23 protein-coding genes are annotated in these 21,535 nt (G+C 72.3%); 10 read left to right on the forward strand and 13 right to left on the reverse strand.

What is annotated here, in order from left to right; translation table 11 throughout:
- Positions 1–146 precede the first annotated feature (146 nt).
- Genes ADK67_RS05685 through ADK67_RS05715 form a run of 7 tightly spaced genes read right to left on the reverse strand, consistent with a single transcriptional unit; the run spans position 147 to position 4,922 of the window.
- Positions 147–788 (reverse strand): hypothetical protein, encoded by a 642-nt coding sequence (locus tag ADK67_RS05685; RefSeq protein WP_053715317.1) that lies wholly within the window; start codon positions 786–788, stop codon positions 147–149.
- A gap of 17 nt (positions 789–805) precedes the next feature.
- Positions 806–1,840 (reverse strand): 1,2-phenylacetyl-CoA epoxidase subunit PaaE, encoded by a 1,035-nt coding sequence (gene paaE, locus ADK67_RS05690; RefSeq protein ID WP_053715318.1) that lies wholly within the window; start codon positions 1,838–1,840, stop codon positions 806–808.
- Complete coding sequence (gene paaD / locus ADK67_RS05695; RefSeq protein ID WP_053715367.1) at positions 1,840–2,331, reverse strand: 1,2-phenylacetyl-CoA epoxidase subunit PaaD; 492 nt, start codon at positions 2,329–2,331, stop codon at positions 1,840–1,842. The genes paaE and paaD overlap by 1 nt, the downstream gene beginning before the upstream one ends.
- Positions 2,328–3,218, reverse strand: coding sequence for a 1,2-phenylacetyl-CoA epoxidase subunit PaaC (gene paaC, locus ADK67_RS05700; RefSeq protein ID WP_053715319.1), 891 nt, complete (start codon positions 3,216–3,218; stop codon positions 2,328–2,330). The genes paaD and paaC overlap by 4 nt, the downstream gene beginning before the upstream one ends.
- Positions 3,215–3,499, reverse strand: coding sequence for a 1,2-phenylacetyl-CoA epoxidase subunit PaaB (gene paaB / locus ADK67_RS05705; RefSeq protein WP_053715320.1), 285 nt, complete (start codon positions 3,497–3,499; stop codon positions 3,215–3,217). Before paaB ends, paaC begins: the two co-directional genes overlap by 4 nt.
- Positions 3,496–4,431, reverse strand: coding sequence for a 1,2-phenylacetyl-CoA epoxidase subunit PaaA (paaA, locus tag ADK67_RS05710; protein WP_053715321.1), 936 nt, complete (start codon positions 4,429–4,431; stop codon positions 3,496–3,498). Before paaA ends, paaB begins: the two co-directional genes overlap by 4 nt.
- A 56-nt stretch (positions 4,432–4,487) precedes the next feature.
- On the reverse strand, positions 4,488–4,922 hold the full coding sequence (locus ADK67_RS05715) for a DUF3592 domain-containing protein (RefSeq protein ID WP_442974109.1): 435 nt from the start codon (positions 4,920–4,922) through the stop codon (positions 4,488–4,490).
- Between the two features lie 63 nt (positions 4,923–4,985).
- Between ADK67_RS05715 and ADK67_RS05720 the strand changes: the two genes are divergently transcribed.
- Genes ADK67_RS05720 through ADK67_RS05730 form a run of 3 tightly spaced genes read left to right on the forward strand, consistent with a single transcriptional unit; the run spans position 4,986 to position 7,871 of the window.
- The gene (locus tag ADK67_RS05720; protein WP_053715322.1) at positions 4,986–6,215 is read left to right on the forward strand and encodes an isochorismate synthase; all 1,230 of its coding nucleotides are present in this window, start codon (positions 4,986–4,988) and stop codon (positions 6,213–6,215) included.
- Positions 6,216–6,259: 44 nt separating this feature from the next.
- Positions 6,260–6,814 carry an RNA polymerase sigma factor gene (locus ADK67_RS05725; protein WP_231648026.1) on the forward strand — a complete coding sequence of 185 codons (555 nt, stop codon included), beginning with the start codon at positions 6,260–6,262 and terminating at the stop codon, positions 6,812–6,814.
- Positions 6,807–7,871 (forward strand): CU044_5270 family protein, encoded by a 1,065-nt coding sequence (locus tag ADK67_RS05730; protein WP_053715323.1) that lies wholly within the window; start codon positions 6,807–6,809, stop codon positions 7,869–7,871. The genes ADK67_RS05725 and ADK67_RS05730 overlap by 8 nt, the downstream gene beginning before the upstream one ends.
- A gap of 47 nt (positions 7,872–7,918) precedes the next feature.
- Here the strand turns inward: ADK67_RS05730 and ADK67_RS05735 are convergent, their stop codons facing one another.
- Positions 7,919–9,412, reverse strand: a complete 1,494-nt coding sequence (locus ADK67_RS05735; protein WP_053715324.1) for a M1 family metallopeptidase — start codon at positions 9,410–9,412, stop codon at positions 7,919–7,921.
- A gap of 56 nt (positions 9,413–9,468) precedes the next feature.
- Entirely contained in the window at positions 9,469–11,091 is a 1,623-nt protein-coding gene (gene menD / locus ADK67_RS05740) for a 2-succinyl-5-enolpyruvyl-6-hydroxy-3-cyclohexene-1-carboxylic-acid synthase (protein ID WP_053715370.1), read from the reverse strand.
- 95 nt (positions 11,092–11,186) lie between these two features.
- Between menD and ADK67_RS05745 the strand changes: the two genes are divergently transcribed.
- From ADK67_RS05745 to ADK67_RS05760, 4 genes are all read left to right on the forward strand, one after another.
- Positions 11,187–12,098: a 1,4-dihydroxy-2-naphthoyl-CoA synthase gene (locus ADK67_RS05745; RefSeq protein ID WP_053715325.1), complete on the forward strand. Its 912-nt coding sequence runs from the start codon at positions 11,187–11,189 to the stop codon at positions 12,096–12,098.
- The gene (gene menE / locus ADK67_RS05750; RefSeq protein ID WP_053715326.1) at positions 12,098–13,162 is read left to right on the forward strand and encodes an o-succinylbenzoate--CoA ligase; all 1,065 of its coding nucleotides are present in this window, start codon (positions 12,098–12,100) and stop codon (positions 13,160–13,162) included. The genes ADK67_RS05745 and menE overlap by 1 nt, the downstream gene beginning before the upstream one ends.
- Before the next feature lie 131 nt (positions 13,163–13,293).
- Positions 13,294–14,490, forward strand: a complete 1,197-nt coding sequence (locus ADK67_RS05755; protein ID WP_053715327.1) for a hypothetical protein — start codon at positions 13,294–13,296, stop codon at positions 14,488–14,490.
- Between the two features lie 54 nt (positions 14,491–14,544).
- Positions 14,545–15,417, forward strand: coding sequence for a 1,4-dihydroxy-2-naphthoate polyprenyltransferase (locus ADK67_RS05760; protein WP_053715328.1), 873 nt, complete (start codon positions 14,545–14,547; stop codon positions 15,415–15,417).
- On the opposite strand, the gene ADK67_RS05765 is transcribed toward ADK67_RS05760, so the two are convergent.
- Positions 15,418–16,938, reverse strand: a complete 1,521-nt coding sequence (locus tag ADK67_RS05765; RefSeq protein ID WP_157619945.1) for a helix-turn-helix domain-containing protein — start codon at positions 16,936–16,938, stop codon at positions 15,418–15,420. It abuts the gene before it with no gap.
- A 181-nt stretch (positions 16,939–17,119) separates the two neighbouring features.
- Between ADK67_RS05765 and ADK67_RS05770 the strand changes: the two genes are divergently transcribed.
- Positions 17,120–17,467 carry a hypothetical protein gene (locus tag ADK67_RS05770; protein WP_063797511.1) on the forward strand — a complete coding sequence of 116 codons (348 nt, stop codon included), beginning with the start codon at positions 17,120–17,122 and terminating at the stop codon, positions 17,465–17,467.
- On the opposite strand, the gene ADK67_RS05775 is transcribed toward ADK67_RS05770, so the two are convergent.
- Positions 17,431–18,378: an NAD-dependent epimerase/dehydratase family protein gene (locus ADK67_RS05775; RefSeq protein ID WP_053715330.1), complete on the reverse strand. Its 948-nt coding sequence runs from the start codon at positions 18,376–18,378 to the stop codon at positions 17,431–17,433. The two genes, ADK67_RS05770 and ADK67_RS05775, sit on opposite strands and share 37 nt — an antisense overlap.
- Positions 18,379–18,449: 71 nt before the next feature.
- Between ADK67_RS05775 and ADK67_RS05780 the strand changes: the two genes are divergently transcribed.
- The gene (locus ADK67_RS05780) at positions 18,450–18,905 is read left to right on the forward strand and encodes a MarR family winged helix-turn-helix transcriptional regulator (RefSeq protein ID WP_053715331.1); all 456 of its coding nucleotides are present in this window, start codon (positions 18,450–18,452) and stop codon (positions 18,903–18,905) included.
- A gap of 9 nt (positions 18,906–18,914) precedes the next feature.
- Here ADK67_RS05780 and ADK67_RS05785 read toward each other — a convergent pair whose 3' ends face one another.
- On the reverse strand, positions 18,915–19,313 hold the full coding sequence (locus tag ADK67_RS05785; RefSeq protein WP_053715332.1) for a hypothetical protein: 399 nt from the start codon (positions 19,311–19,313) through the stop codon (positions 18,915–18,917).
- A gap of 73 nt (positions 19,314–19,386) precedes the next feature.
- The gene (locus tag ADK67_RS05790) at positions 19,387–20,481 is read right to left on the reverse strand and encodes a PLP-dependent cysteine synthase family protein (RefSeq protein ID WP_053715333.1); all 1,095 of its coding nucleotides are present in this window, start codon (positions 20,479–20,481) and stop codon (positions 19,387–19,389) included.
- Positions 20,482–20,504: 23 nt separating this feature from the next.
- Here ADK67_RS05790 and ADK67_RS05795 point away from each other — a divergent pair, with 23 nt between their 5' ends.
- Positions 20,505–21,497, forward strand: a complete 993-nt coding sequence (locus ADK67_RS05795; RefSeq protein WP_053715334.1) for an ADP-ribosylglycohydrolase family protein — start codon at positions 20,505–20,507, stop codon at positions 21,495–21,497.
- The last annotated feature ends 38 nt before the right edge of the window (positions 21,498–21,535 follow it).

Below are 21,535 nucleotides of genomic sequence, written 5' to 3' on the forward strand. Positions count from 1 at the left end.
CGTCGTCGAGGCCACTAGGCCTCGGAAGTGGACCCGGTTCACCCGCCGGACGACGGGTTGCCGGGTTTCGCGCTGTCCAGGGGACTTCCAGCTCGGTGCACACCCTCGAGCAGATCCGTCACCCGACGCCTGCACTCGCCGTCGGTCTAACCGTTGCCCAGGTGTGGCAGTTGTTGTTCCAGGACTTCGAGATGGGTGCGGACCGCGTCCAGGGATGCCTGGTTAAGCAGTTGGAGGGCCACGCGGCCCACCTCGTCCTCGAACGACGTGAAGTCGTGGACGGCGGCGGCCAGGCGGTCGGTGACCGGGTGGGATTGGTCGGCGCCCAGGGCTCGGCCCAGGTCGGCGATGCGCCGCACGTCCGGCAGTTCGGCGGCGAACTGGGCGGCGATCCGTTCCAGCCACGCCCTGGCCGGTGACGCGGGCACGGTGGCCACGGCGGCGCCCACGCGGCGCACAGCCAGTTCGCAGCGGCCCACCATCGCGGACCAGCGGTCGTTCACCGGAGGCGCAAGCGGCGGCGGAGGTGGTGGCGGCAGAAGTGGGGGCATGAGCGGAGGTGGCGGGAGCCGGCGTTCCCGGGTGCGGCGGCGGACGGCGCCCACCACCAGACCCACCACGGTGCCGGGGACGCCGCCTATCACCACGCCCACCACGCCGGACGCGATCACGGTCCCCACGATCGACGGCGGGCTCGCGTCAGTGGACGACGCGGTCAAGCCGAACGCCAGCAGCAGCGTCATCAGCGCCGTGCCGATGAGCAGTCCCCAGAGCGCCGCCCGTCCCATGCGCCCAATGTGCCAGATCAGGCGTCGTAATCCACGGTAACCGCCGAGGTCACGGCGACCGATTGGCACGTCAGGACGAAACCGGCCTCCACCTCGCGCGGCTCCAGCGCGTAGTTCCGCCGCATCTCCACCTCACCGGACACGACCAGCGCACGGCACGTCCCGCACACGCCGCCCTTGCATGCGAACGGCAGGTCCGCGCGCACCCGCTGGGCCGCGTCGAGGATCGGCACGTCCGCCGGCAGCGGGACTTCGGTGGTCCGCCCGTCCAGGATCACGGTCGCGGTGGCGGCGGAGACAAGAGACGACTCGGCACGACGCGGCGGAGGAGGCGGTTCGTCCACGTAGAACAGCTCGTGGTGCACGTCCGACGGTGGAACGCCCAGGGACGCCAGCACGTCCTCCGCGTCCCGCACCATCCCGTACGGCCCGCACAGCCACCACGCGTCGACGTCCGCCCACGGCACCACCGTCGAGAACAGCGCCCGCAGCTTCGCCGCGTCCAACCGCCCGCTGAACAGCTCGACGTCCCGCGGCTCCCGCGACAGCACGTGCACCAGCTGGAACCGAGCCGGGTACCGGTCCTTCAGGTCCGCCAGCTCCTCGGCGAACATCACCGTGTCCGCACGCCGGTTCCCGTACAGCATCGTCACCCGCGCACCGCCGGCCAGCACCGACGCGGCGATCGACAACGCGGGCGTGATGCCGGACCCGGCGACCACCAGCCCGTGGTGCGCCCCTCCGGACGGCGTGAAGGTGCCCAACGGCGGCAGCACCTCCAGCACGTCGCCGCGCTGCAGCCGGTCCACCAGCAGCGTCGAGAACAGCCCGCCGTCCACCCGCCGCACCCCGATCCGCAGCGGACCGCCGGCGGGCGCGCAGATCGAGTACGACCGCCGCTCGTCGCCGTTGCGCAGGGTCAGGTACTGCCCCGGCGCGAACGCGAAGTCCGCGGCCAGCGACGGGGGCACCTCGAACGTCACCGCGACGGCGTCCGAGCACAGCTGCTCGACCGACGCGACGGTCAGCTTGTGGAACACCGGCCGCGCCATCAGATCTCCTTCACGTGCTCGAACGGCTCGGCGCAGTCCGCGCACCGGCGCAGCGCCTTGCACGCCGTCGACCCGAACCGCGACACCTCCGACGTGCGCGGCGACCCGCACCGCGGGCACGGCACCCGCTGCGACGGCGGGGTCAGGTTCAGCGGCACCGGTCCGACCGCGCGCGGCCCCAGCCGGGACGGTGGCGCGATGCCCGCCTCCCGCAGCTTGCGCAACCCGTCCTCGCTGATCCAGTCGGTGGTCCACGCGGGCGAGAGCGACAGCCGCACGTCCACCGCCGCGTACCCGGCGGCCAGCAACGTCCGCCGCAGGTCGGCCGCCATCTCGTCGAGCGCCGGGCACCCGGAGTAGGTGGGCGTGATGGTCACCGACACCCGCCCGTCGGACTCGGTCACGTCGCGCAGCACGCCGAGGTCGGCCAGCGTCAGCACCGGCAGCTCCGGGTCGCGGACCCGCGCGGCGACGTCCAGCGCGGTGCTCACCACTTCGCCCCCGGCAACGACCGGTGCAGGTGCTGCAGCTCGGCCAGCAGGTAGCCGAACGCCTCGGTGTGCACGCCGTCGCGCCCCGCCAGCCCGTTGACCCGCGCCGCGGGCACGTCCGCGGGCCGCGTCAGCCCCGCCGCCGCCAGCACCGCGTCCAGCACGCCGTCCACTTCGGACCGCAGCTCGGCCGGGTCGACCGCGACACCGGGCAACCGCAGCTCGACGGCGTGCGCGGTGGACAGCTCGGCCAGGAACGGCCACACCCGCTCCAGCCCCGCGCGCATCCGCCGGTGCGACTCGTCGGTGCCGTCACCGAGCCGCACGACCCACTGGGCGGCGTGGTCGCGGTGGTAGGCCAGCTCCTTCAAGCCCTTCGCCGCCACGGCCGCCAGCACCGGGTCGGCGCTCGCCCGCAGCCGCGAGTACTGCGCGACCTTCCACGACGAGAACACCAGCAGCCGCGCCACGGTGGTGGCGAAGTCACCGCCCGCGAACGGCCCGCACTCGATCTCCGCCAGGTGCACGTTCCGGAAGTCGCGCTCGTCGCGCAGGTACGCGAGCGCGTCCTCGTCCCGGCCCGCGCCCTCGACCTCGCCCGCCCTGGTCAGCAGCATCCGGGCCTGGCCGAGCAGGTCGAGCGCGATGTTGGCCAGCGCGACGTCCTCCTCCAGCTCCGGCGCGCGGGAGCACCACTCGGCCAGCCGCTGGGACAGGACCAGCGCGTCGTCGCCGAGCATCAGGCAGTACGCGGCGAGGTCGGCGCGGTCGACGTCGGGCACCTCGCGGTCCACCCCGGCCAGCGCCTCGGAGAACCCCGTGCCGAACGCCCAGTGCGCGTCCTCATGCCCGTCGATCAGGGCTTCGTAGGCGTTATCGAAGCTCATAGGTGCGGCACGTCCTCGGGGATCTCGTAGAACGTCGGGTGCCGGTAGACCTTGTCCCCGCTCGGCTCGAAGAACGGGTCCTTCTCGTCCGGTGACGACGCGGTGATCGCCGTCGCGGGCACCACCCAGATGGACACGCCCTCGTTGCGCCGGGTGTAGACGTCACGCGCGTTGCGGAGCGCCATCTCGGCGTCCGGCGCGTGCAGCGACCCGACGTGCACGTGGTTCAGCCCGCGCTTGCCGCGCACGAACACTTCCCACAGCGGCCACGACGCACTCATGCCACACCTTCCTCGACAGCCGCGTGCTTCATCGCGTGCGCCGCGGCGGCGGCACGCACCCACTCGCCGTCCTCGTGCGCCTTGCGCCGGTGCTCGACGCGCTGCGCGTTCGTCGGCCCGTTGCCGCCGACGACCTGCCAGAACTCGTCCCAGTCGGGCTGCCCGAAGTCGTGGTGCCCGCGCTCGGGGTTCCACCTCAGCTCCGGGTCGGGCAGCGTCACGCCGAGCTTCTCCGCCTGCGGCACGGTCATGTCGACGAACTTCTGCCGCAGCTCGTCGTTGGTGTTGCGCTTGATCCGCCACTTCATCGACTGCTCGGTGTTGGACGACTCGGCGTCCGGCGGGCCGAACATCATCAGCGACGGCCACCACCAGCGGTCGACCGACTCCTGCACCATCGCGCGCTGGGCGTCGGTGCCTGCCATCATCGTCATCAGCAGCTCGTAGCCCTGCCGCTGGTGGAAGGACTCCTCCTTGCAGATGCGGATCATGGCTCGCGCGTACGGCCCGTAGGACGTGCGGCACAGCGGCACCTGGTTGCAGATCGCGGCGCCGTCCACGAGCCAGCCGATCACGCCGACGTCGGCGTAGGACAGCGTCGGGTAGTTGAAGATCGAGGAGTACTTCTGCCTGCCCGAGATCAGCTTCTCGGTCAGCTCGGCCCGGTCCGCGCCGAGCGTCTCGGTCGCGGCGTACAGGTAGAGCCCGTGCCCGGCTTCGTCCTGGACCTTGGCCAGCAGGATCGCCTTGCGGCGCAGCGACGGCGCGCGGCTGATCCAGTTGCCTTCGGGCTGCATGCCGATGATCTCGGAGTGCGCGTGCTGCGCGATCTGCCGGATCAGCGTCTTCCGGTAGCCGTCGGGCATCCAGTCGCGCGGTTCGACGCGCTGCTCGGCCGCGACGGTGCGCTCGAACTGTGCCTCCAGGTCCATGCGACCGATGTTACACCTGGAGACAGAATTTGGGCAGAACTGTCACAAGCCTCCGGTCACCACTTCCGGCGGACCCACCACAGCAGCGGCGCCAGCACCGCCCACGCGGCCAGCAGGAACGTGCCGATCGGCAGCAGCGCGAGCACGGCCGTGCGCCCGGCGACCCGCGCCACCTCGGGGTCGGCCGTGTCGTACTCGATGCGCACCAGCTGGCCCGGCTCCAGCCCTTCCGGGTACAGCAGGCCCTGCGACGGGCTGTGCACGGCGCCGTCCGGGGTGGCGAAGCGCACCACGGTCCGCTGGAACGAGACGGACACCACCTCGGCGGTCGCCTTGCCCAGCCGCTCCTCGATCATCAGGTCGTCGCGCCAGCACGCCGCGAGGAGGATCACCCCGATCAGCGTCACCACCGCGCCCAGCAGCACCAACGCCCGGCTGACCAGGAGCCGGGCCTTGGGGCGGGCACCTGTCCGCACTGCGTCGTCCACCACAACTGAGGAGTCTAGGGCGGCCTCCGCGCCGGATCTCAGCGATGAGTCCATACCCTCGACGCCGTGACCTCAGCTCCTGCCTCGCGGACCCGACAACGGCTGCGCGTGCACACCAGGCGCGTCGCGGGCGACAACCTGCTGGGCGGGCTACCCGCGCCGACCGGTGCGCTGAGTTGGGTGCGGGACGGAACGGGCCTGGTGGGATGGGGTGAGGCGGCCAGGTTCGAGGTGTCGGGAGCGGACCGGTTCGCCGCCGCCGACCGCTGGTGGCGCGAGTTCACCGAGGACCTCGACGTGGCCGACGAGCTCGGCGTGCCCGGCACGGGGCCGGTGGCGTTCGTCAGCATGGCGTTCTCCGACCGGCCCGGCCACTCGGTGCTCGTGGTGCCGGAGGTCGTGCTCGGCAGGCGCAACGGGCACAGCTGGCTCACCACGATCGGCGACAGCCGCAAGCGACGGGTCGAGCCGGTGCGCAAGCCGTCGGAGGTGCGCTACAGCGACGGGCAGGTGTCCGTCACCGGGTACCGCGAGGCCGTGCGCACGGCGGTCGAGCGGATGCGCGCGGGCGAGCTGGAGAAGGTCGTGCTGGCACACGACCTGCTGGCGGTCGCCGACGTCGGCATCGACCACCGGTTCGTGCTCGAAGGCCTGGCCCGGCGCTACCCCGAGTGCTGGGTGTACGCCGTGGACGGCCTGATCGGCGCCACGCCCGAGCTGCTGCTGCGGCGCAGCGGGTCCGTGGTCGACTCACGGGTGCTCGCGGGCACGACGTGGCCGCACGACGGCATGTCGGACGACGAGCTGGCCGCCGCGCTGCTGTCGTCGGGCAAGAACCGCGACGAGCACGAGTACGCGGTGGCGTCGCTGGTCGAGACGCTGCGGCCGTTCTGCGACACCATGTCGGTGGAGGGGCCGTCGGTGCTGCGGCTGCCGAACGTCTCGCACCTGTCCAGCGACGTCATCGGCACGCTCAGCGGCACGCCGTCGCTGCTCGCGCTCGGCGAGGCGCTGCACCCCACGGCGGCCGTCGGCGGCACGCCGCGCGCGGACGCGATCGCGATGATCGAGGAGCTGGAGGGCATGGACCGGGGCCGCTACTCCGGCCCGGTGGGCTGGATCGACGGCAACGGCGACGGCGAGCTGGGCGTCGCGCTGCGCTGCGCGCAGGTGGACGGCCGCACGGCCCGCCTGTTCGCGGGCTGCGGCCTGGTCGCCGAGTCCGACCCGGACTCCGAGGTCCACGAGGCGCACGCCAAGATGCTGCCGTTCCGGGAAGCCCTCGAAGGCATGTGACGCACGTCACCGGGACGGCGGAGGGCATTCCGGTCAACCGGTACGTGACCACAGCACTGGACAAACCTCCCGACCTGCGCGGGCCGGACGTCACGGCCGCGTTCGCCGAGCTGTTCGACGCGCACGCCCGGCAGCTGCGCGGTTACCTGGCCGGCCGGGTCGGTGACGCCGCGGCCGACGACCTGGTCGCCGAGACGTTCCTGGTGGCGTTGAAGCGGCGGCACAGCTACGACGCCGAACGCGCGCCCGTGAAGGGCTGGCTCTACGGGATCGCCACCAACCTCGTGCGCGAGCACGTCCGCCGGGAGACCCGCGGCCGGCGTGCCTGGTTGCGCACGGTCGGCCGACCGGAACCCGACCACGGCGGCGCGGTCGCCGACCGGGTGGACGCCCAGCGCCACACCGAACTGCTCACCCGCGCCCTGGCCGGCCTGCGCGACGAGGACCGGGACGCGCTCCTGCTCACGTCGTGGGCCGGGCTGAGCCCCACCGAGGTGGCCGCCGCGCTCGGCGAGCCCGCCAGCACCGTCCGCTCCCGGCTGCACCGGGTCCGCACCCGGCTCCAAGCCCTGCTCACCGAGGAGAACCGCGATGCGTGAACTCGACGACGCGCTCGACCGGCTCCACCACGACGTCCGCACCGCCGACGTGCCGCTCGACGCCGTGCGCGCCCGCGTCCTGGCCGCCGCGGCCGACTCCGCGGCGCCGAAGCGACGCGGCGGCACGTGGTGGCTCGCGCCCGTCGCCGTCGCCGCGGCGACGGCCCTGATCGCGGGCGTCGTCGCGGTGGGCAGCGGGACCGGGCAGGCGCCCGTGGCCGGCTCGTCGAACGTCGAGCCGGCGTCCGCGCGGGAGTACCTGACGCGGGCGGCCGACGCGATCACCGCCACCGACCAGCCGCTCGAACCGGGCCAGTACCACTACGTCGCGGTGCACCAGTGGGCCTCCTACCACGTGCCGCCGTCGCCCCAGGAGCCGGAGACCGACTACGCCTACCTGGTCGAATCACGCGACGAGACCTGGATCCCCCGGGACATCACCCAGGAGTGGGTGAACCGGCGCGACCGGTTGCCGGGCGCGAAGTGGCTCGGCGGCACCGTGCCGCAGTCCGAGGCGCCGCTGCCCGGGCCGAGCGGGTCCGAGCAGGGCGAACGCCGCGGCGCGTGCGGCTCCTTCTTCGGGCTCGTCCCGCCGCCGCCGGGGTGCGGAGACCCCGACTCGCGCCACCCGGAGTTCTACGCGCGGCTGTCCCGCGACCCGCAGGTCCTCGCCCAGTGGCTGCGCGACCGCACGGACGGCGCGCGCCAGGCGGGGGGCCTGAAGAACTTGCCGTTCCACTTCGCCGTGCAGCTGCTGCGCACCGGCCTCGTGCCTGCCGACCTGCGCGCCTCGCTGTACCGGGCGCTCGCGCTGCTCGACGGCGTGACCGTGGCCGACGTCCAGGTCGACCTGGACGGTCGGGTCGGCGTCGCGATCGCCGTCGAGGACGTGCACGAGCGGCGCGAGCTGATCGTGGACCCGGCCAACGGTGACTTCATCGGCGAGCGCACCGTCGCCGGTCAGCAGCCCCACTTCCCCTACCTCGCGCCGGGCACCGTGACGGGCTACAGCTCGATCACCACGAAGGTCGTCGACGGGATCGGCGAGACCTCCTGACGCGCGAAGGGCCGCCCTCACCGCGAGGGCGGCCCTTCACCGTGCGGTCAGTGCTGGTGACCCGCGAGCAGCTCGCGCGTCTCCTGGATCTTCTTGAACGACTTCGGCTCGGTCACCGCGGCACGCGCCGCGAAACCGGTCGAGCCCGGCGCGACGGCCGGCTTGCCCGGCGTGAACAGCCAGGTCCGGAACAGCTCGTCGAGCTGCTTGCCGGACAGCTCCTCGGCGAACGCGATGAACTCGTCCGTCGTCGCGTTGCCGTTGCGCTGCGCGGCCGGCCACTCCCGCAGCAGCTCGAAGAACGCCTCGTCGCCGATCTCGCCGCGCAACGCGTGCACGGTCAGCGCGCCCCGGTCGTACACGGCGGTGTGGAACTGGTTCGACGCGCCCGGGTCACCGGGCAGGACCTGCCAGAACGGGCTGTCGGCCGGGTAGAGGGCGTAGACGTAGTCCGAGTTCTCCTGGACCGTGCCCTCGCCGACGTGCTCGGACCACAGCCACTCCGCGTAGCTGGCGAAGCCCTCGTTCAGCCAGATGTCCTTCCAGCCCTGCACGGACACCGAGTCGCCGAACCACTGGTGCCCGACCTCGTGCGCCACGACGTACGTGTTCGCGCCGCGGCGGAAGAACCCGGCGTCGTAGGTCGAGCGGGTCTGGTTCTCCAGCGCGAAGCCGATGCCCGGCGTCGCCACGCCGCCCTGCGCCTCGAACGGGTAAGTCCCGAACTGCGACTCCAGGAACTCCGTCACCTCGGGCGTGCGCTCGATGCTGGCCACGGCCGCGCCGTAGTCCGCGCCGAGCCGCTCCGAGTAGGCGTTGAGCACCGGCTGGCCGTTCGGCGCGGTCGACTGGCGGATCTCGAACTGGCCGATCGCGATGAACGCCAGGTACGTGGCCATGGGCTCCAGGCTGCGGTAGCGCCAGCGGGTCCAGCCGTTGATCTGCTGGGCCGTGCCGCCGAACGTGCCGTTGGAGATCACCTCGACGCCGGTGGGCACGGCCACCGAGATGTCGAACTTCGCCTTGTCGGTCGGGTGGTTGTTGCTCGGGAACCACCACGGCGCGATGTCGGGCTGGTCGATCGCCAGCGCGCCGTCCGGCGTCCGCTTCCACGACGTGTAGCCGTCCACGGCGTGCGTGGAGGGCACGTCGGAGTACGTGACGACGACCGTCACGTTCGCGCCCTGCTTCAGCGTGCCGCGCGGGTCGACCACGAGTTCGCCACCGGACTGCGAGAACTCGGCGACCTTGTTGTTCACCCGGACGGAACTGACCTTCAACAGGAAGTCGAGGTTGAACCGGCTCAAGTCCTGAGTGGTTTTGGCCAGGATCGTCGTGGTGCCGGAAAGGGTGTCGCTCGCCGGCTGGTAGTTGAGCCTGATGTCGTAATGGGAAACGTCGTACCCGCCGTTGCCCGCATTCGGGTAGTAAGGGTCGCCGATGCCGGGCGCTCCTGGTTGGGCCGCCGTCGCCGTGCCGGCGAGCAGGAGCACGGACGCCGCGGTGGCGGTACCGAGGGTCAGCTTCGCTCTCAGGGACATGCGGAGAAGCTAGTCGCGGCCACCGGTGGGCTGTACCCCCGTCGGTAGGATTCCTCCTACTGGAATGCGGTTGACACGGCTGCCTTCAAGCGGGCGTGCAGATCGCGCAATTCGTGGCGTTCCGCCCGGATTTCCACCACCCGGATTCCGCTCGGCCGGTCGAGGGCCCGGCGCAACTCGTCCGGTGTGCCCGCTTCGGTGTGCGGCACGTGGTGCGCCGCGCACAGCGCCTTCAGGTCGACGCCGTGCGGCGTGCCGAAAACGCGTTCGAAGGTCCGCTCGTGCTCTTTCGCGCCCTGCTCCAGCAACGCGAAGATGCCGCCGCCGTCGTCGTTGAGCACGACCACGGTCAGGTCCGGCCGCGGCTCGCCGGGACCGATGAGCAGGCCGTTCGCGTCGTGCAGGAACGTCAGGTCGCCGATCAGGGCGTAGGTCGGGCCGCGGGTGAGCGCGATGCCCGCGGCGGTCGAGACGCTGCCGTCGATGCCCGCCACGCCCCGGTTGGCGTACGTGCGGACGTCGCGGCGCGGCTCGGCGACCAGGTCCACGTCGCGGACCGGGTTGGACGAGCCGAGGAACAGGTTCGCGCCCGGCGGCAGCGCGGCGACCACGTCGCGGGCCACGTGCAGGCCGGTCGGCCAGGGCTGCTTCGCCAGCAGGCCGTCCACCACGTCGGCGACGGCCTTGTCCGCGTGCTGCCAGGCGGTGAGCCAGTCGTCGTCCACGTCGTGCTCGCCGAGCACCAGGTCGGTGGACGTGTGGGTGGCGGTGAACTGCGGGTCCGGCCAGTCCAGGTCGTCGGACAGCACGTGCACGACGGGGGTCCGCGCGATGAGCTTGAGCACACCCCGGGAGAGGGTGGCGCGGCCGACGACGACCACCGCCTGCGGCCGGAGGCGGTCGGGCAGCTCGCCCGCGTTGAGCAGGAGCGTGCCGTGGCGCAGGCCGTGGCCGGTCGGTTCGGCGACCACCGGCCAGCCGGCGCGTTCGGCCAGGTCGGAGAGGTCGTGCTCGGTGTCGCCGACGATCACCAGGGTGCGCGGGCCGAGGTGGTCGGCGGCGTGCGTGGAGGTGGTCGTGCGGCGGGCCGTGCGGGTCCACGGCATGTCGAACGGGCGGCCGTCGAGGCTCTCCGGCCAGTCGACGTCCCCGTCGGGCACCAGGGGCTCGCGGAACGGGACGTTGACGTGCACCGGGCCCTGCTCCCGCGCGGTGGCCACGGCGCGGCACACCAGGGAGCGCCACAGGCCGTTCTGGTTCGCCCGGCGTTCGGCGATGGGGAACTGGAGCGTGTCCAGGCCGAAGATCCGCTGCTGGTCCACGGTCTGGCTGGCGCCCGTGCGGTACAGCTCGACCGGGCGGTCCGCGGTGAGCGCGATGACCGGGACGCCCGCGTGCCCGGCCTCCAGCATGGCGGGGTGCAGGTTCGCCACGGCGGTGCCGGACGTGCAGGTGACGGCGGTGACCTCGTCGTTGCCCTTGGCCAGGCCGAGGGCGAGGAAGCCCGCGGTGCGCTCGTCCACGCGGACGTGCAGCGTGAGCCGGCCCGCCGCGGCTGCCTCGTGCAGGGCGAACGACAGCGGCGCGTTGCGCGATCCGGGGCTCAGCACGACGTGTCGGACGTCGTTGCGGATCAGCTCGTCGACGAGCACCCTGGCCTGCGCGGTGGACGGGTTCACCCGCACATTGTCGCTCAGCGCGCGACCAGGTGATTCCACGCGCTGAGCCGGACCGGGCCCGCTCTCAGCCGCGGCGCGGGCCTATTGTCCCTGCCGTGGCAGATCAGGACGTTTCCGAGCTGTTCGACCCCGCCCGCTGGAAGCAGGTCGAGGGCTTCGACTTCACCGACATCACCTACCACCGCGCGGTCGACCAGGGCACGGTGCGCATCGCGTTCGACCGGCCCGAGGTGCGCAACGCGTTCCGGCCCCACACGGTCGACGAGCTGTACCGCGCCCTGGACCACGCCCGGATGAGCTCGGACGTCGGGTGCGTCCTGCTCACCGGCAACGGCCCGTCACCGCGGGACGGCGGCTGGGCGTTCTGCTCGGGCGGCGACCAGCGCATCCGCGGGCGCAGCGGCTACCAGTACGCGTCGGGCGAGACGGCGGACACGGTCGACCCGGCCCGGGCGGGCCGGCTGCACATCCTGGAGTGCCAGCGGCTGATCCGGTTCATGCCGAAGGTCGTCATCGCGGTCGTGCCCGGTTGGGCGGCCGGCGGCGGGCACAGCCTGCACGTGGTGTGCGACCTCACGCTGGCCAGCGCCGAGCACGCCAGGTTCAAGCAGACCGACGCCGACGTCGGCAGCTTCGACGGCGGCTACGGCTCGGCGTACCTGGCCAGGCAGGTCGGCCAGAAGTTCGCCCGCGAGATCTTCTTCCTCGGCCGGGCCTACTCCGCCGAGGACATGCGGCAGATGGGCGCGGTCAACGCGGTCGTGCCGCACGCCGAGCTGGAGTCGACGGCGCTGGAGTGGGCGAAGGAGATCAACGGCAAGTCGCCGACGGCGCAGCGGATGTTGAAGTACTCGTTCAACCTGATCGACGACGGCCTGGTCGGGCAGCAGATTTTCGCCGGCGAGACCACGCGCCTGGCGTACATGACCGACGAGGCGGTGGAAGGCCGGGACGCCTTCCTGGAAAAGCGCCCGCCGGACTGGTCCGACTACCCCTACTACTACTGATGATCACCTTCGAGGAGTTGCGCGCCGCCCTGAATGGCGAGGGTGGCCTGGTGACGGCACAGCCCGGCCCGACCGCTCCGCTGCGCGGGTGGGAGACCGGAGCCGTGCTCGCGGTCGCGACGTCGGGCTCCACCGGCGAGCCGAAGACCGTGCTGCTCGGCGCGGACGCGCTCACCACGTCCGCCGAGCTGACCCACGCCCGCCTCGGCGGGCCCGGCACGTGGCTGCTCGCCCTGCCGACGACGCACATCGCGGGCATCCAGGTGCTGGTGCGGTCGGTCGTGGCGGGCACCGAGCCGGGCGTGATGGACCTGGCCCCCGGTTTCCGCGCCGTCGACTTCGCGGTCGCGTCCCGGCCGGTGCTGGCCACGCCGGGACGCCACTACACCGCGCTCGTGCCCACGCAGCTGGCCCGCCTGGTCGCCACCGACGGCCCGGGGCTGGCCGCCGCCCGGCAGTTCGACGCCGTGCTGATCGGCGGCGCCGCCACCCCGCCCGCCCTGCTGGAACGGTCTCGGGAGCTGGGCGTGCGGGTGGTCACCACGTACGGGATGAGCGAGACGTCCGGTGGCTGCGTGTACGACGGGCTGCCGCTGGACGGCGTGCGCGTGCGGCTGGCCGACGGCCGGATCGAGGTCGGCGGCCCCGTGCTGGCGCTGGGCTACCAGGGCGACGAGCCGTTCGGGGAGTGGTTCCGCACCGGCGACCTCGGCCGCATCCGCCCCGACGGGACGTTGGAGGTGCTCGGCCGCGCCGACGACGTGATCATCAGCGGCGGCGAGAACGTCGTGCCGACCAGGGTCGAGCGGGTGCTGGCGGCCCAGCCCGGCGTGCGGGAGGCGTGCGTGGTGGGGCTGGCCGACCCGGAATGGGGTCAGGTGGTGGCGGCGGCCGTGGTGCCGGAAGATCCGGGTGACCCTCCCGACGCGGACGAGCTGTGCGCGGCGGTCGGCGAGGTGGTGGGGCGGTTCGCCATGCCGAAGCGGGTCGCGTTCGTGACGGAACTGCCGCTGCGCGGCCCGGGCAAGGTGGATCGGAGGGCGGTCGCTAGCTCGTTTGGGTGAGTTTCTGTCTTGTTAGCGACCTTGTTGGTTGACAGCTAACCACGCCAGGCGATTGGCTCGGCAGCGCCGAGACGCGAGCGGCCCTGCCGCGGTCACCTCCGCACCGCCGCGTCCGGACGAGGAGTGCTGCGATGACCAGGCGCTACCTGATACCGCTCGCCGTCGCCACCGTCCTGACCGCCGGTCTGGCGGCGCCCGCCGCCGCCGAGGGTGACCGCGAGTGGACGGCCGACCTCTCCACCGTGAACGCCGACGACAACGGCGTCACGACGCACGACGGCACGGTGCGGCTCGACCGCGCCGCGCCGACGCCCGCCAGCGCGCGGGCCGCCCTCCGCACCGGGTTCCTGCAACTCGACCCGCGGACGTTCGACGCGCCGGTCAACGCCGTCGCCGCGGCCGTGAAGAGCGACGTCCCCGCCGGCGCCGAGGTCGCCGTGGACGTGCGCGGCGCGTTGGGCGACGAGCAGTGGACCGAGTGGGTCGAGGCGCGTCCCGACGCGCCCGCCGTGCTGCCGACCTCGGTCACCACCGTGCAGGTCCGGTTGGCGCTCACGGCCGAGAAGGCGTCGCCCGAGGTGAGCCGGGTCGACCTGCGGGCGTTCACCTCGGTCGCCGCGTCGGACGTCGGCGCGCAGGCCGCGGGCCTGTCCTACCGGATCTACGCGACCCGTGAGGGCCTGGTCGGCGGCACGACCGCGAACGGGCACGTGATCGTCAGCCGCGACCACTTCGTCGCCCTGCCGTCACGGCGCGGCCTGTCCGCCAAGGGCACCGGCACGTACAGCGTGCGGGTGTGCGCGGCGAACGGCCGCTGCGAGTGGGCGCCGGTGTGGGACGTCGGCCCCTGGAACACCAAGGACGACTACTGGAACCCGTCGGCCACCCGGGAGATGTGGAAGAACCTGCCCCAGGGCAAGCCCGAGGCGCAGGCCGCGTACCAGGACGGCTACAACGGCGGCAAGGACCAGTTCGGCCGCACCGTGGCCAACCCGGCGGGCATCGACCTGGCCGACGGCACGTTCTGGGACGGCCTGAAGCTGACCGACAACGCGTGGGTCACCGTCACCTACCAGTGGACCGGTTCGGGCCCGGCGGGCTTCGTCCGCACCGCGGGCGATCCGCTGAACGTGCGCAGCGGCGCGACGTCGACCGCCGCGCAGGTCGGCCTGGCCGCGAACTACGCGCAGGTCCGGGTCGAGTGCCAGGTCACCGGCCAGTCGGTGACGGGCTCCCAGGGCACGTCGAACATCTGGTTCCGGATCGCGGCGGGCAAGTTCATCGCCCGGGCCTACGTGTCGGGCGTGTCCGGCGCCACCGCCTGCTGATCACGCGACCACCCGGGAGCGGGTCCCCGTTCACCATGTCGGAGGATGTCCGTCATGGCCACAGTCGCCCAGTGGGTATCGGGGACCCGCCCCCGCACGCTGCCGAACTCGATCGCGCCCGTGCTGGTCGGCTCGGGCGCCGCGCACCACATCGACGGCCTCAACCCGACGTGGGCGGCGCTGGCGCTCGTGGTGGCGGTGGCGTTGCAGGTGGGTGTGAACTACGCCAACGACTACTCCGACGGCATCCGGGGAACGGACGCGCACCGCGTCGGCCCGTTCCGCCTGGTCGGGTCGGGTGCGGCCGATCCGCGGTCGGTGCGCACGGCGGCGTTCGCGGCGTTGGGCGTGGCCGCGCTGGTCGGCCTGGCGCTGGTGGTGCTGTCGGGCCGGTACTGGATGGTGGCGTTCGGCGCGGTGTGCATCGCGGCGGCGTGGTTCTACACCGGTGGCCGCAAGCCGTACGGGTACTCGGGTCTCGGCGAGCTGGCCGTGTTCCTGTTCTTCGGGCCCGCGGCGGTGCTCGGCACGCTGTACGTGCAGACCGGGGAGGTCACCGGCATCGGGATCGGCGGCGCGGTCGCGATGGGCGCGTTCTCGACCGGCGTGATGATCGCGAACAGCCTGCGCGACATCCCGACGGACATCCAGGCGGGCAAGCGCACGCTGGCGTCCACCCTGGGCGACCGGGACTCCCGCCGGCTGTACCTGGCCCTGGTCTCGATCCCGTTCCTGATCACGCTGGCGATCGGCTTGCGCGTGCCGCTGGCCCTGATCGGCTTCCTGGCCCTGCCACTGGCCGTGCTGGGCGCGCGGCGGGTGCTGAACGGCAGCACGGGCCGCGACCTGATCCCCGTGCTGCGCGACACGGGCCTGGCGATGCTGGTGTGGGGCATCGCCGTGCCGGTCGCCCTGGTGCTCGGCTGATCACACCGGTGCCGGGAGCAGCGCGCCGGACACCTCCAGGAAGTCGCGAACGGCCGGCGAGTCGCCGTGGTCGCGCAGCCGGCTCCGCAGGTCGGTGACCGCATCGACTGAGCGCGAGGACTTGACGGTGGCCGCGAGCTTGGCCGCGGCCAGGCCTGCGGCGGCCGCGGCCTCCAGGTCGTGGTGGTCTAGAGCGGCGCGGGACAGGGCGGCTTGGGCCATGGAGCCTCGACGGGCGCGGTTCTGGCGTTCGGACTCCGCGATGGACAGGCGGGCGAAGCGGGCGGCTTCGTCGGGGCGCTGGAGGTCGCGGAAGGTGTGCGCGTGCTCGCCGTTGAGGTAGGCGGCGTCGATGAACCTCGCCCACTCGGGTTCCTCGTCCTGGTCGACGCGTTCGAACGTGCTCTCGGAGAGGTGCACGCTGCGGACGGCCGCCTTGGCATCACCGAGGGCTGCCTCAGCGCGGGCTTGGAGGGCGTAGAGATCGGCCAGGCAGGCCTCGGAGTGACCTTGGGCCAGTCCGGCCCGGCCCGCCTTGGCCAACTGCACGGCGTGATCGGGGTGACCAGTGAGGGTGGCCTGGTCGGACAGACCTGCCAACACGTGCGCACCGAGTTCGGGGCTGCCGGCGGCTTGGGCCAGGCGCAGGGACTGGATCAGGTAGCGCTGGGCCAGGGAATGCTCGCTGTTGTCGAACGACATCCAACCGAGCAGGTAGAGCTGTTCGGCGGCTGCCTCGTAGAGGGCGCGGCCGGTCTCGGTCGTGGGATCGTTCGACTTGAGCAACGGCACGATCTTGGCGGTCAGGTAGGTGGAGAGCTGTTCGCGAGCGTGGCCGCCTCCGCGCATGACGTCGAGTTCCTGGAAGACGCCGAACGTGCGACGGATCGCCTCGACCTGCTCACCGCTGATCTTGCCTCGGGCTCGACCTGCCTCCTCCAGCGTGGCCAGCAACCAGTCCCGGCTGGGAGCGACTGATGCGGCGACGCTGAACAGCGCGCCCGCGAGGAAGGTCCTGCGCTCCATATCGTGCCTCCCGAGTTCCGCGACGACGTCCACCGTAGACGGCACCGACGACGCGTACGAGAGCCCGAGACCCGTCGGTGGATTTCCTTGTGCCCCTTGAATTTCCGCATTCCGGACTTCACCCGTTCCCCCGTTGAACCAGCGGAGGTGGCGGGGTACGCGGAGGGCGTCGGACCAGCGCTCCAGGCGCTCCAGGTCGGTGACCGGGCGACGGGAGCGCTCCAGCTCGCTGACGCGGCCCTGGGTGAGGTCCAGCCAGGCGGCGAGGGTGGATTGGGGAATGGTCGGGCCGTGGGCTTGGCGGTAGGCGCGGAAGACCCGACCGATGTTGCGCGACTCGAGCGCTTCGCGGATCGGCTGCCGGTCCCAGAACTCCGGCGGCAGCGCCGGTGCGCGGAGCACCGATGCGGCGACGCAACGCCCGCACTGCGCGCCCCGGTTGTCGTGGGCCAGCCACGTGTCGCAGGTGCGGCAGCGCCGCTTGCCTACGTGCACAGCCCACCACCCCTTGGCTCAGCAGCAGATACTCCGGAGTGTAGCGCTCTGGTCACCGGACGATCCGCGGTTAGTGGTGACGCCGATATCCCATCGGACATCGGTATGGGATCGGTCTTCCGTCCGGGCGAACCTGGTCCGGCAAGCCCGCGACAACGCTGGACGATGGGGAGGCTGACCGGTGAACGACCTCGACGGGTTGAAGCCGTTGTGCGGTGAAGCGGAGTTCGCCGCACTGCTGGACGACATGGCGCTCACGTCCGCGCCTCGCGTGTTCGCGGTGGTGCAGGAGTTCGGTGACCGCCTCGACGGCTGGGTCGCCGCGTGGGGCATGGCCTTCGACGGCCGTGCGGAGGTCTTCGCGGTGGACGACCACTCCCGGCTGAGTCTCGGCAGGCCCGAGAACGCGCTGCACCTGTTCACCAGCGAACGCCATCACCTCAGGGCACGCCTGGTCTGGCTGCCGGAGCTCGACCGGCGACCCGGAGGCGGTCAGCGCTCGTTGCCCGCGCGCAGCCAGGCCAGGTAGTCGGCGACGGCGCGTTCGGTGTCGTACTCGGGCCGGTAGCCGGTGTCCTCCTGGAGCCGGGTGATGTCGAGCCAGGTGCGTCGGCCGGTGCCGCCGGTGGGCAGGTCGACCTTGGCGTCCGGGACGACCTGCTTGATCGCGGCGATGAGGTCGGCGTTCGAGGTCGCCCGGCCGGAGGCGACGTTGTACGTGCGGTGGTTGAGCTTGGTCGCGGTCTGCAGGAGGGCGATGGCCCGGCCGCAGTCCTTCACGTAGCAGAGGTCGAGGGCGTCCTCGGCGTGCGCGGGTCCGTGGAGGGCCGAGAGGTCCGGCTCGGTGCCGCGCGCGGCGGCGTGGATCAGTTCGGGTGCGGCGAAGAACAGCGCCCCGTGAGGCTCGCCCGGTCCCCAGATGCCGGAGATGCGGTAGTCGATCACCTCTACGCCGGTGGCTTCGGACAGGTGCTCGGTGAGCAGTTCGCCGATCTTCTTGAACCTCGGGATCACGTGCGGTGAGGACAGCGGCAACGGCAGGTCCTCGCTGAGCGGGCCGTCGCCGGGGACGCCCGCGTAGACGCCGATGGTGCTGGCGACGCCGACGCGCGGCACGCCCCAGGCGCGGGCCGCCTCCACGATGTTGAGCAGGCCGCCGAGCGCGGCGCGCGTGGCCTCCACGGGCTGGTCGCCGCCGGGCGGCCAGGGCATCGACCCGGCGAGGTGCACGATGCCGGTGATCCGGTGGCGCGTCCCGACGTCGAGCAGCGCCGCCAGGTCGGTGACGTCCACCCGCTCCACCGCCACCCGCCCGTCGGCGAGGTCGGCGGGCACGGCGGCGGCACGGCGCTGGACCAGCACGCAGTCCTCGCCGAGGTCGAGCAGGGCCCGCACGGTGTGCGAGCCGATGAAACCGAGACCCCCGGTGACCAGGATCATCGCCTGAACCTTTCTGTCGTCAAGCTGATTATCAGCTATACTGACGATCAGGCTAGCGATAGGATCGACGGGTGGCAAGGAACGACGGACCAGGGCCGGAGCTGCGGGAGAACCTCGTCTACCTGCTCAAGCACGCGCAGCAGCGGATGGCGGAGCTGCTCGCGGACGCGCTGAAGCCGCACGGCATCGAGGGGCGCGAGCTGGGCGTCATGCTCACCCTCGCCGGCCGCGAGCCGATGTCCCAGCAGCAGGCGGCGCAACGGCTGGGCATCGACCGCACGACGATGGTCGCCCTGCTGGACGCGCTGGAGGGCAAGGGCCTGGTGTCACGCCACCCGGACGCCGACGACCGGCGGCGCAACGTGGTCGAGCTGACCGGAGCGGGCCGGGAGACCCTGCGCCTGGCCATGGCGGCGAGCGCCGAGGCCGAACGCGTGTTCCTCACCCCGGTCAGCCCGCGGACCGCGCAGGAGCTGCGGGGCGCGTTGCAGGTGATCGTGTTCCAGCCGGACGGCCGGGACTCCTGACGAGCGCGCCTACCAGGCGTCCTCGGTGAACGTCATCGGCTCGTCGTCGTCACGCGGCTTGGGCTTCGGCGGGTCGACGCGCGGTTCCTCGCCCCGGCACAACGCCGCCAGGGCCTCGCGGTCGGCCTCCAGCGCCGCCTTCACGCCGCGGTCGTCGGCGGCCTCGCCCATGAGCACCTGGCGCCAGCTCAGGTAGCCGCCCGCGATCCGCCGCTGCAACGCCTGCAGTTCCGGCGACGCCGCGTTCGACTTCGCGTACTGCATCACGCGCCGCACGTCGTCGGCCGAGGGCTCGCGCTGCGGGTACCGCAGCTTGGCCGCCTCGCGCATCGCCTTGTCGGCGTCGGCCACCGACCTGGCCAGCACGTCCTCCGCCGTGAGCACCTCCGCCGTACGCCACGCGCTCACCGCACACCCCTTCCCACGCGCCGATCCCCGCTGCGACGCACGGCACGTGCCGCTCGTTCCCACGAATGCGGAATCACCGGTCCCACGTGCCGGTCGAGCCGAACCTCTCCAGCGCGGCCAGGTGCGGTTCGAGGTCCATGCCTTGCGCGGCAACCCACTCGTCGTCGTAGTACGTGTGCGCGTAGCGCTCGCCGCCGTCGCACAGCAACGTCACGACGCTCCCGCGCAACCGCGACGCCCGCATCTCCGCGATCAGCTGGAACGCGCCCCACAGGTTCGTGCCGGTCGACCCGCCGACCCGCCGACCCAGCACCTGCTCGACGTGCCGGATCGTGGCCAGCGACGCGGCGTCCGGCACCTTGATCATCCGGTCGATCACGTCGCCGATGAACGACGGCTCCACCCGCGGCCTGCCGATGCCCTCGATGCGCGAGCCCCGCGTGCCGGTCAACGACAGGTTCCCGTCGCACCACGCGTCGAAGAACACCGAGTGCTCCGGGTCCACCACGGCCAGCCGGGTCCGCAGCTTCCGGTAGTGGATGTAGCGGCCGATGGTGGCGCTCGTGCCGCCCGTGCCCGCGCCGACCACGATCCACTCCGGCTCGGGCGCGGCCTCCAGCTCCATCTGCTGGAACACCGACTCGGCGATGTTGTTGTTGCCGCGCCAGTCCGTCGCCCGCTCGGCGTGCGTGAACTGGTCCATGAAGTGCCCGCCCAGCTCGGTGGCGAGCCGCCGCGACTCGTCGTAGATCGCGCCCGGCTCGTCGACGAAGTGGCACTTCCCGCCTTGGCGCTCGATCAGCGCCACCTTCTCCTGGCTGGTGGAACGCGGCATCACCGCGATGAACGGCAGGCCGAGCAGCCGCGCGAAGTACGCCTCCGACACGGCGGTCGAGCCGGACGACGCCTCGATCACGGGCGTGCCGCCGACCACCCAGCCGTTGCAGATCGCGTACAGGAACAGCGACCGGGCGAGCCGGTGCTTGAGCGAGCCGGTCGGGTGGGTCGACTCGTCCTTCAGGTACAGGTCGATTCCCCACTCCGGTGGGAGGGGGAAGTGCAGCAGGTGCGTGTCGGCGCTGCGGTTGGCGTCCGCTTCGATGATGCGGACGGCCTCGCACACCCATTCCCTGGTCCGGGAGCTACAGCGATCTACCGAGGAGGTCACGCCGGCACGATAACTTCTGCGACGTGAACTCACTTCCGATCGGCTCACTCCGCGGCAGCCTCCTCGCCGGCGCCGTCGGCGACGCGCTCGGCGGTTCGATCGAGTTCGACCGGATCGACCGCATCCGGGGTCGGTTCGGTCCTTCGGGCCTGACCGACTACGCGCCCGCCTACGGCCGGCTCGGCGCGATCACCGACGACACCCAGATGACCCTGTTCACGCTGGAAGGGCTGCTGCTGGCCCGCAAGCGCGGCAGCGACCCGGTGCACGAGGTGCGCGTGGCGTACGCGCGGTGGCTGCGCACGCAGGGCGGTCCGGAGGTCAGACCGGACGGGTGGCTGCTGGACGTGCCCGAGCTGCACGACCGGCGCGCGCCCGGCAACACGTGCCTGACCGCGTTGCGCTCGGGCGTGCTCGGCACGGTGGACGCGCCGATCAACGACAGCAAGGGCTGCGGCGCGGTGATGCGCGCGGCGCCGGTGGCGTTGTGGTCCGACGACGTGCGCGAGGTGTTCGACCTGGCCGCCGCGACCGGCGCGCTGACCCACGGCCACCCCAGCGGCTACCTGTCCGCGGGCGTGCTGGCCGTGCTCGTGCGGCAGGTGCTGGCGGGCGTGGCGCTGCTGCCCGCGATCGAGGCGGCCCGCGCCGAGCTGATCAGGTGGGACGGCCACGAGGAGCAACTGGCCCTGCTGGACCTCGCCGTCGAGCTGGGCGTCGGCGGCGTGCGGCCCACGCCCGAGGTGATCGAGACGACGTTGGGCGGCGGGTGGGTCGGCGAGGAGGCGTTGGCGATCGCGGTGCTGACCGCGCTGGCCGCGCGCGACCTGGCCGACGGGCTGCTGCTCGCGGTCAACCACTCCGGGGACAGCGACTCGACCGGCGCGCTGTGCGGGAACCTGCTCGGCGCGCGGGACGGCGTGGAGGCCATCCCGGAGCACTGGCTGGAGACCTTGGAGCTGCGGGACGTGATCGAGCGCCTGGCCGACGACGCGGAGGCCACGTTCGCCGGGTGAGCGGTGGACAAGCCTTAATCTACATAGGTAGGCTAGTG

This window comes from Saccharothrix sp. NRRL B-16348 (assembly GCF_001280085.1).
Lineage (GTDB): Bacteria > Actinomycetota > Actinomycetes > Mycobacteriales > Pseudonocardiaceae > Actinosynnema.

Bases quoted from the DNA above. Each gene is read 5' to 3' on its own strand.
- ADK67_RS05760 (WP_053715328.1), top strand. From the start codon at position 14,545: ATGGCCACAGTCGCCCAGTGGGTATCGGGGACCCGCCCCCGCACGCTG.
- ADK67_RS05775 (WP_053715330.1), bottom strand. From the start codon at position 18,378: ATGATCCTGGTCACCGGGGGTCTCGGTTTCATCGGCTCGCACACCGTG.
- ADK67_RS05685 (WP_053715317.1), bottom strand. From the start codon at position 788: ATGGGACGGGCGGCGCTCTGGGGACTGCTCATCGGCACGGCGCTGATG.
- menE (WP_053715326.1), top strand. From the start codon at position 12,098: ATGATCACCTTCGAGGAGTTGCGCGCCGCCCTGAATGGCGAGGGTGGC.
- paaC (WP_053715319.1), bottom strand. From the start codon at position 3,218: ATGAGCTTCGATAACGCCTACGAAGCCCTGATCGACGGGCATGAGGAC.
- ADK67_RS05755 (WP_053715327.1), top strand. From the start codon at position 13,294: ATGACCAGGCGCTACCTGATACCGCTCGCCGTCGCCACCGTCCTGACC.
- paaB (WP_053715320.1), bottom strand. From the start codon at position 3,499: ATGAGTGCGTCGTGGCCGCTGTGGGAAGTGTTCGTGCGCGGCAAGCGC.
- ADK67_RS05735 (WP_053715324.1), bottom strand. From the start codon at position 9,412: ATGTCCCTGAGAGCGAAGCTGACCCTCGGTACCGCCACCGCGGCGTCC.
- paaA (WP_053715321.1), bottom strand. From the start codon at position 4,431: ATGGACCTGGAGGCACAGTTCGAGCGCACCGTCGCGGCCGAGCAGCGC.
- ADK67_RS05730 (WP_053715323.1), top strand. From the start codon at position 6,807: ATGCGTGAACTCGACGACGCGCTCGACCGGCTCCACCACGACGTCCGC.
- paaE (WP_053715318.1), bottom strand. From the start codon at position 1,840: ATGGCGCGGCCGGTGTTCCACAAGCTGACCGTCGCGTCGGTCGAGCAG.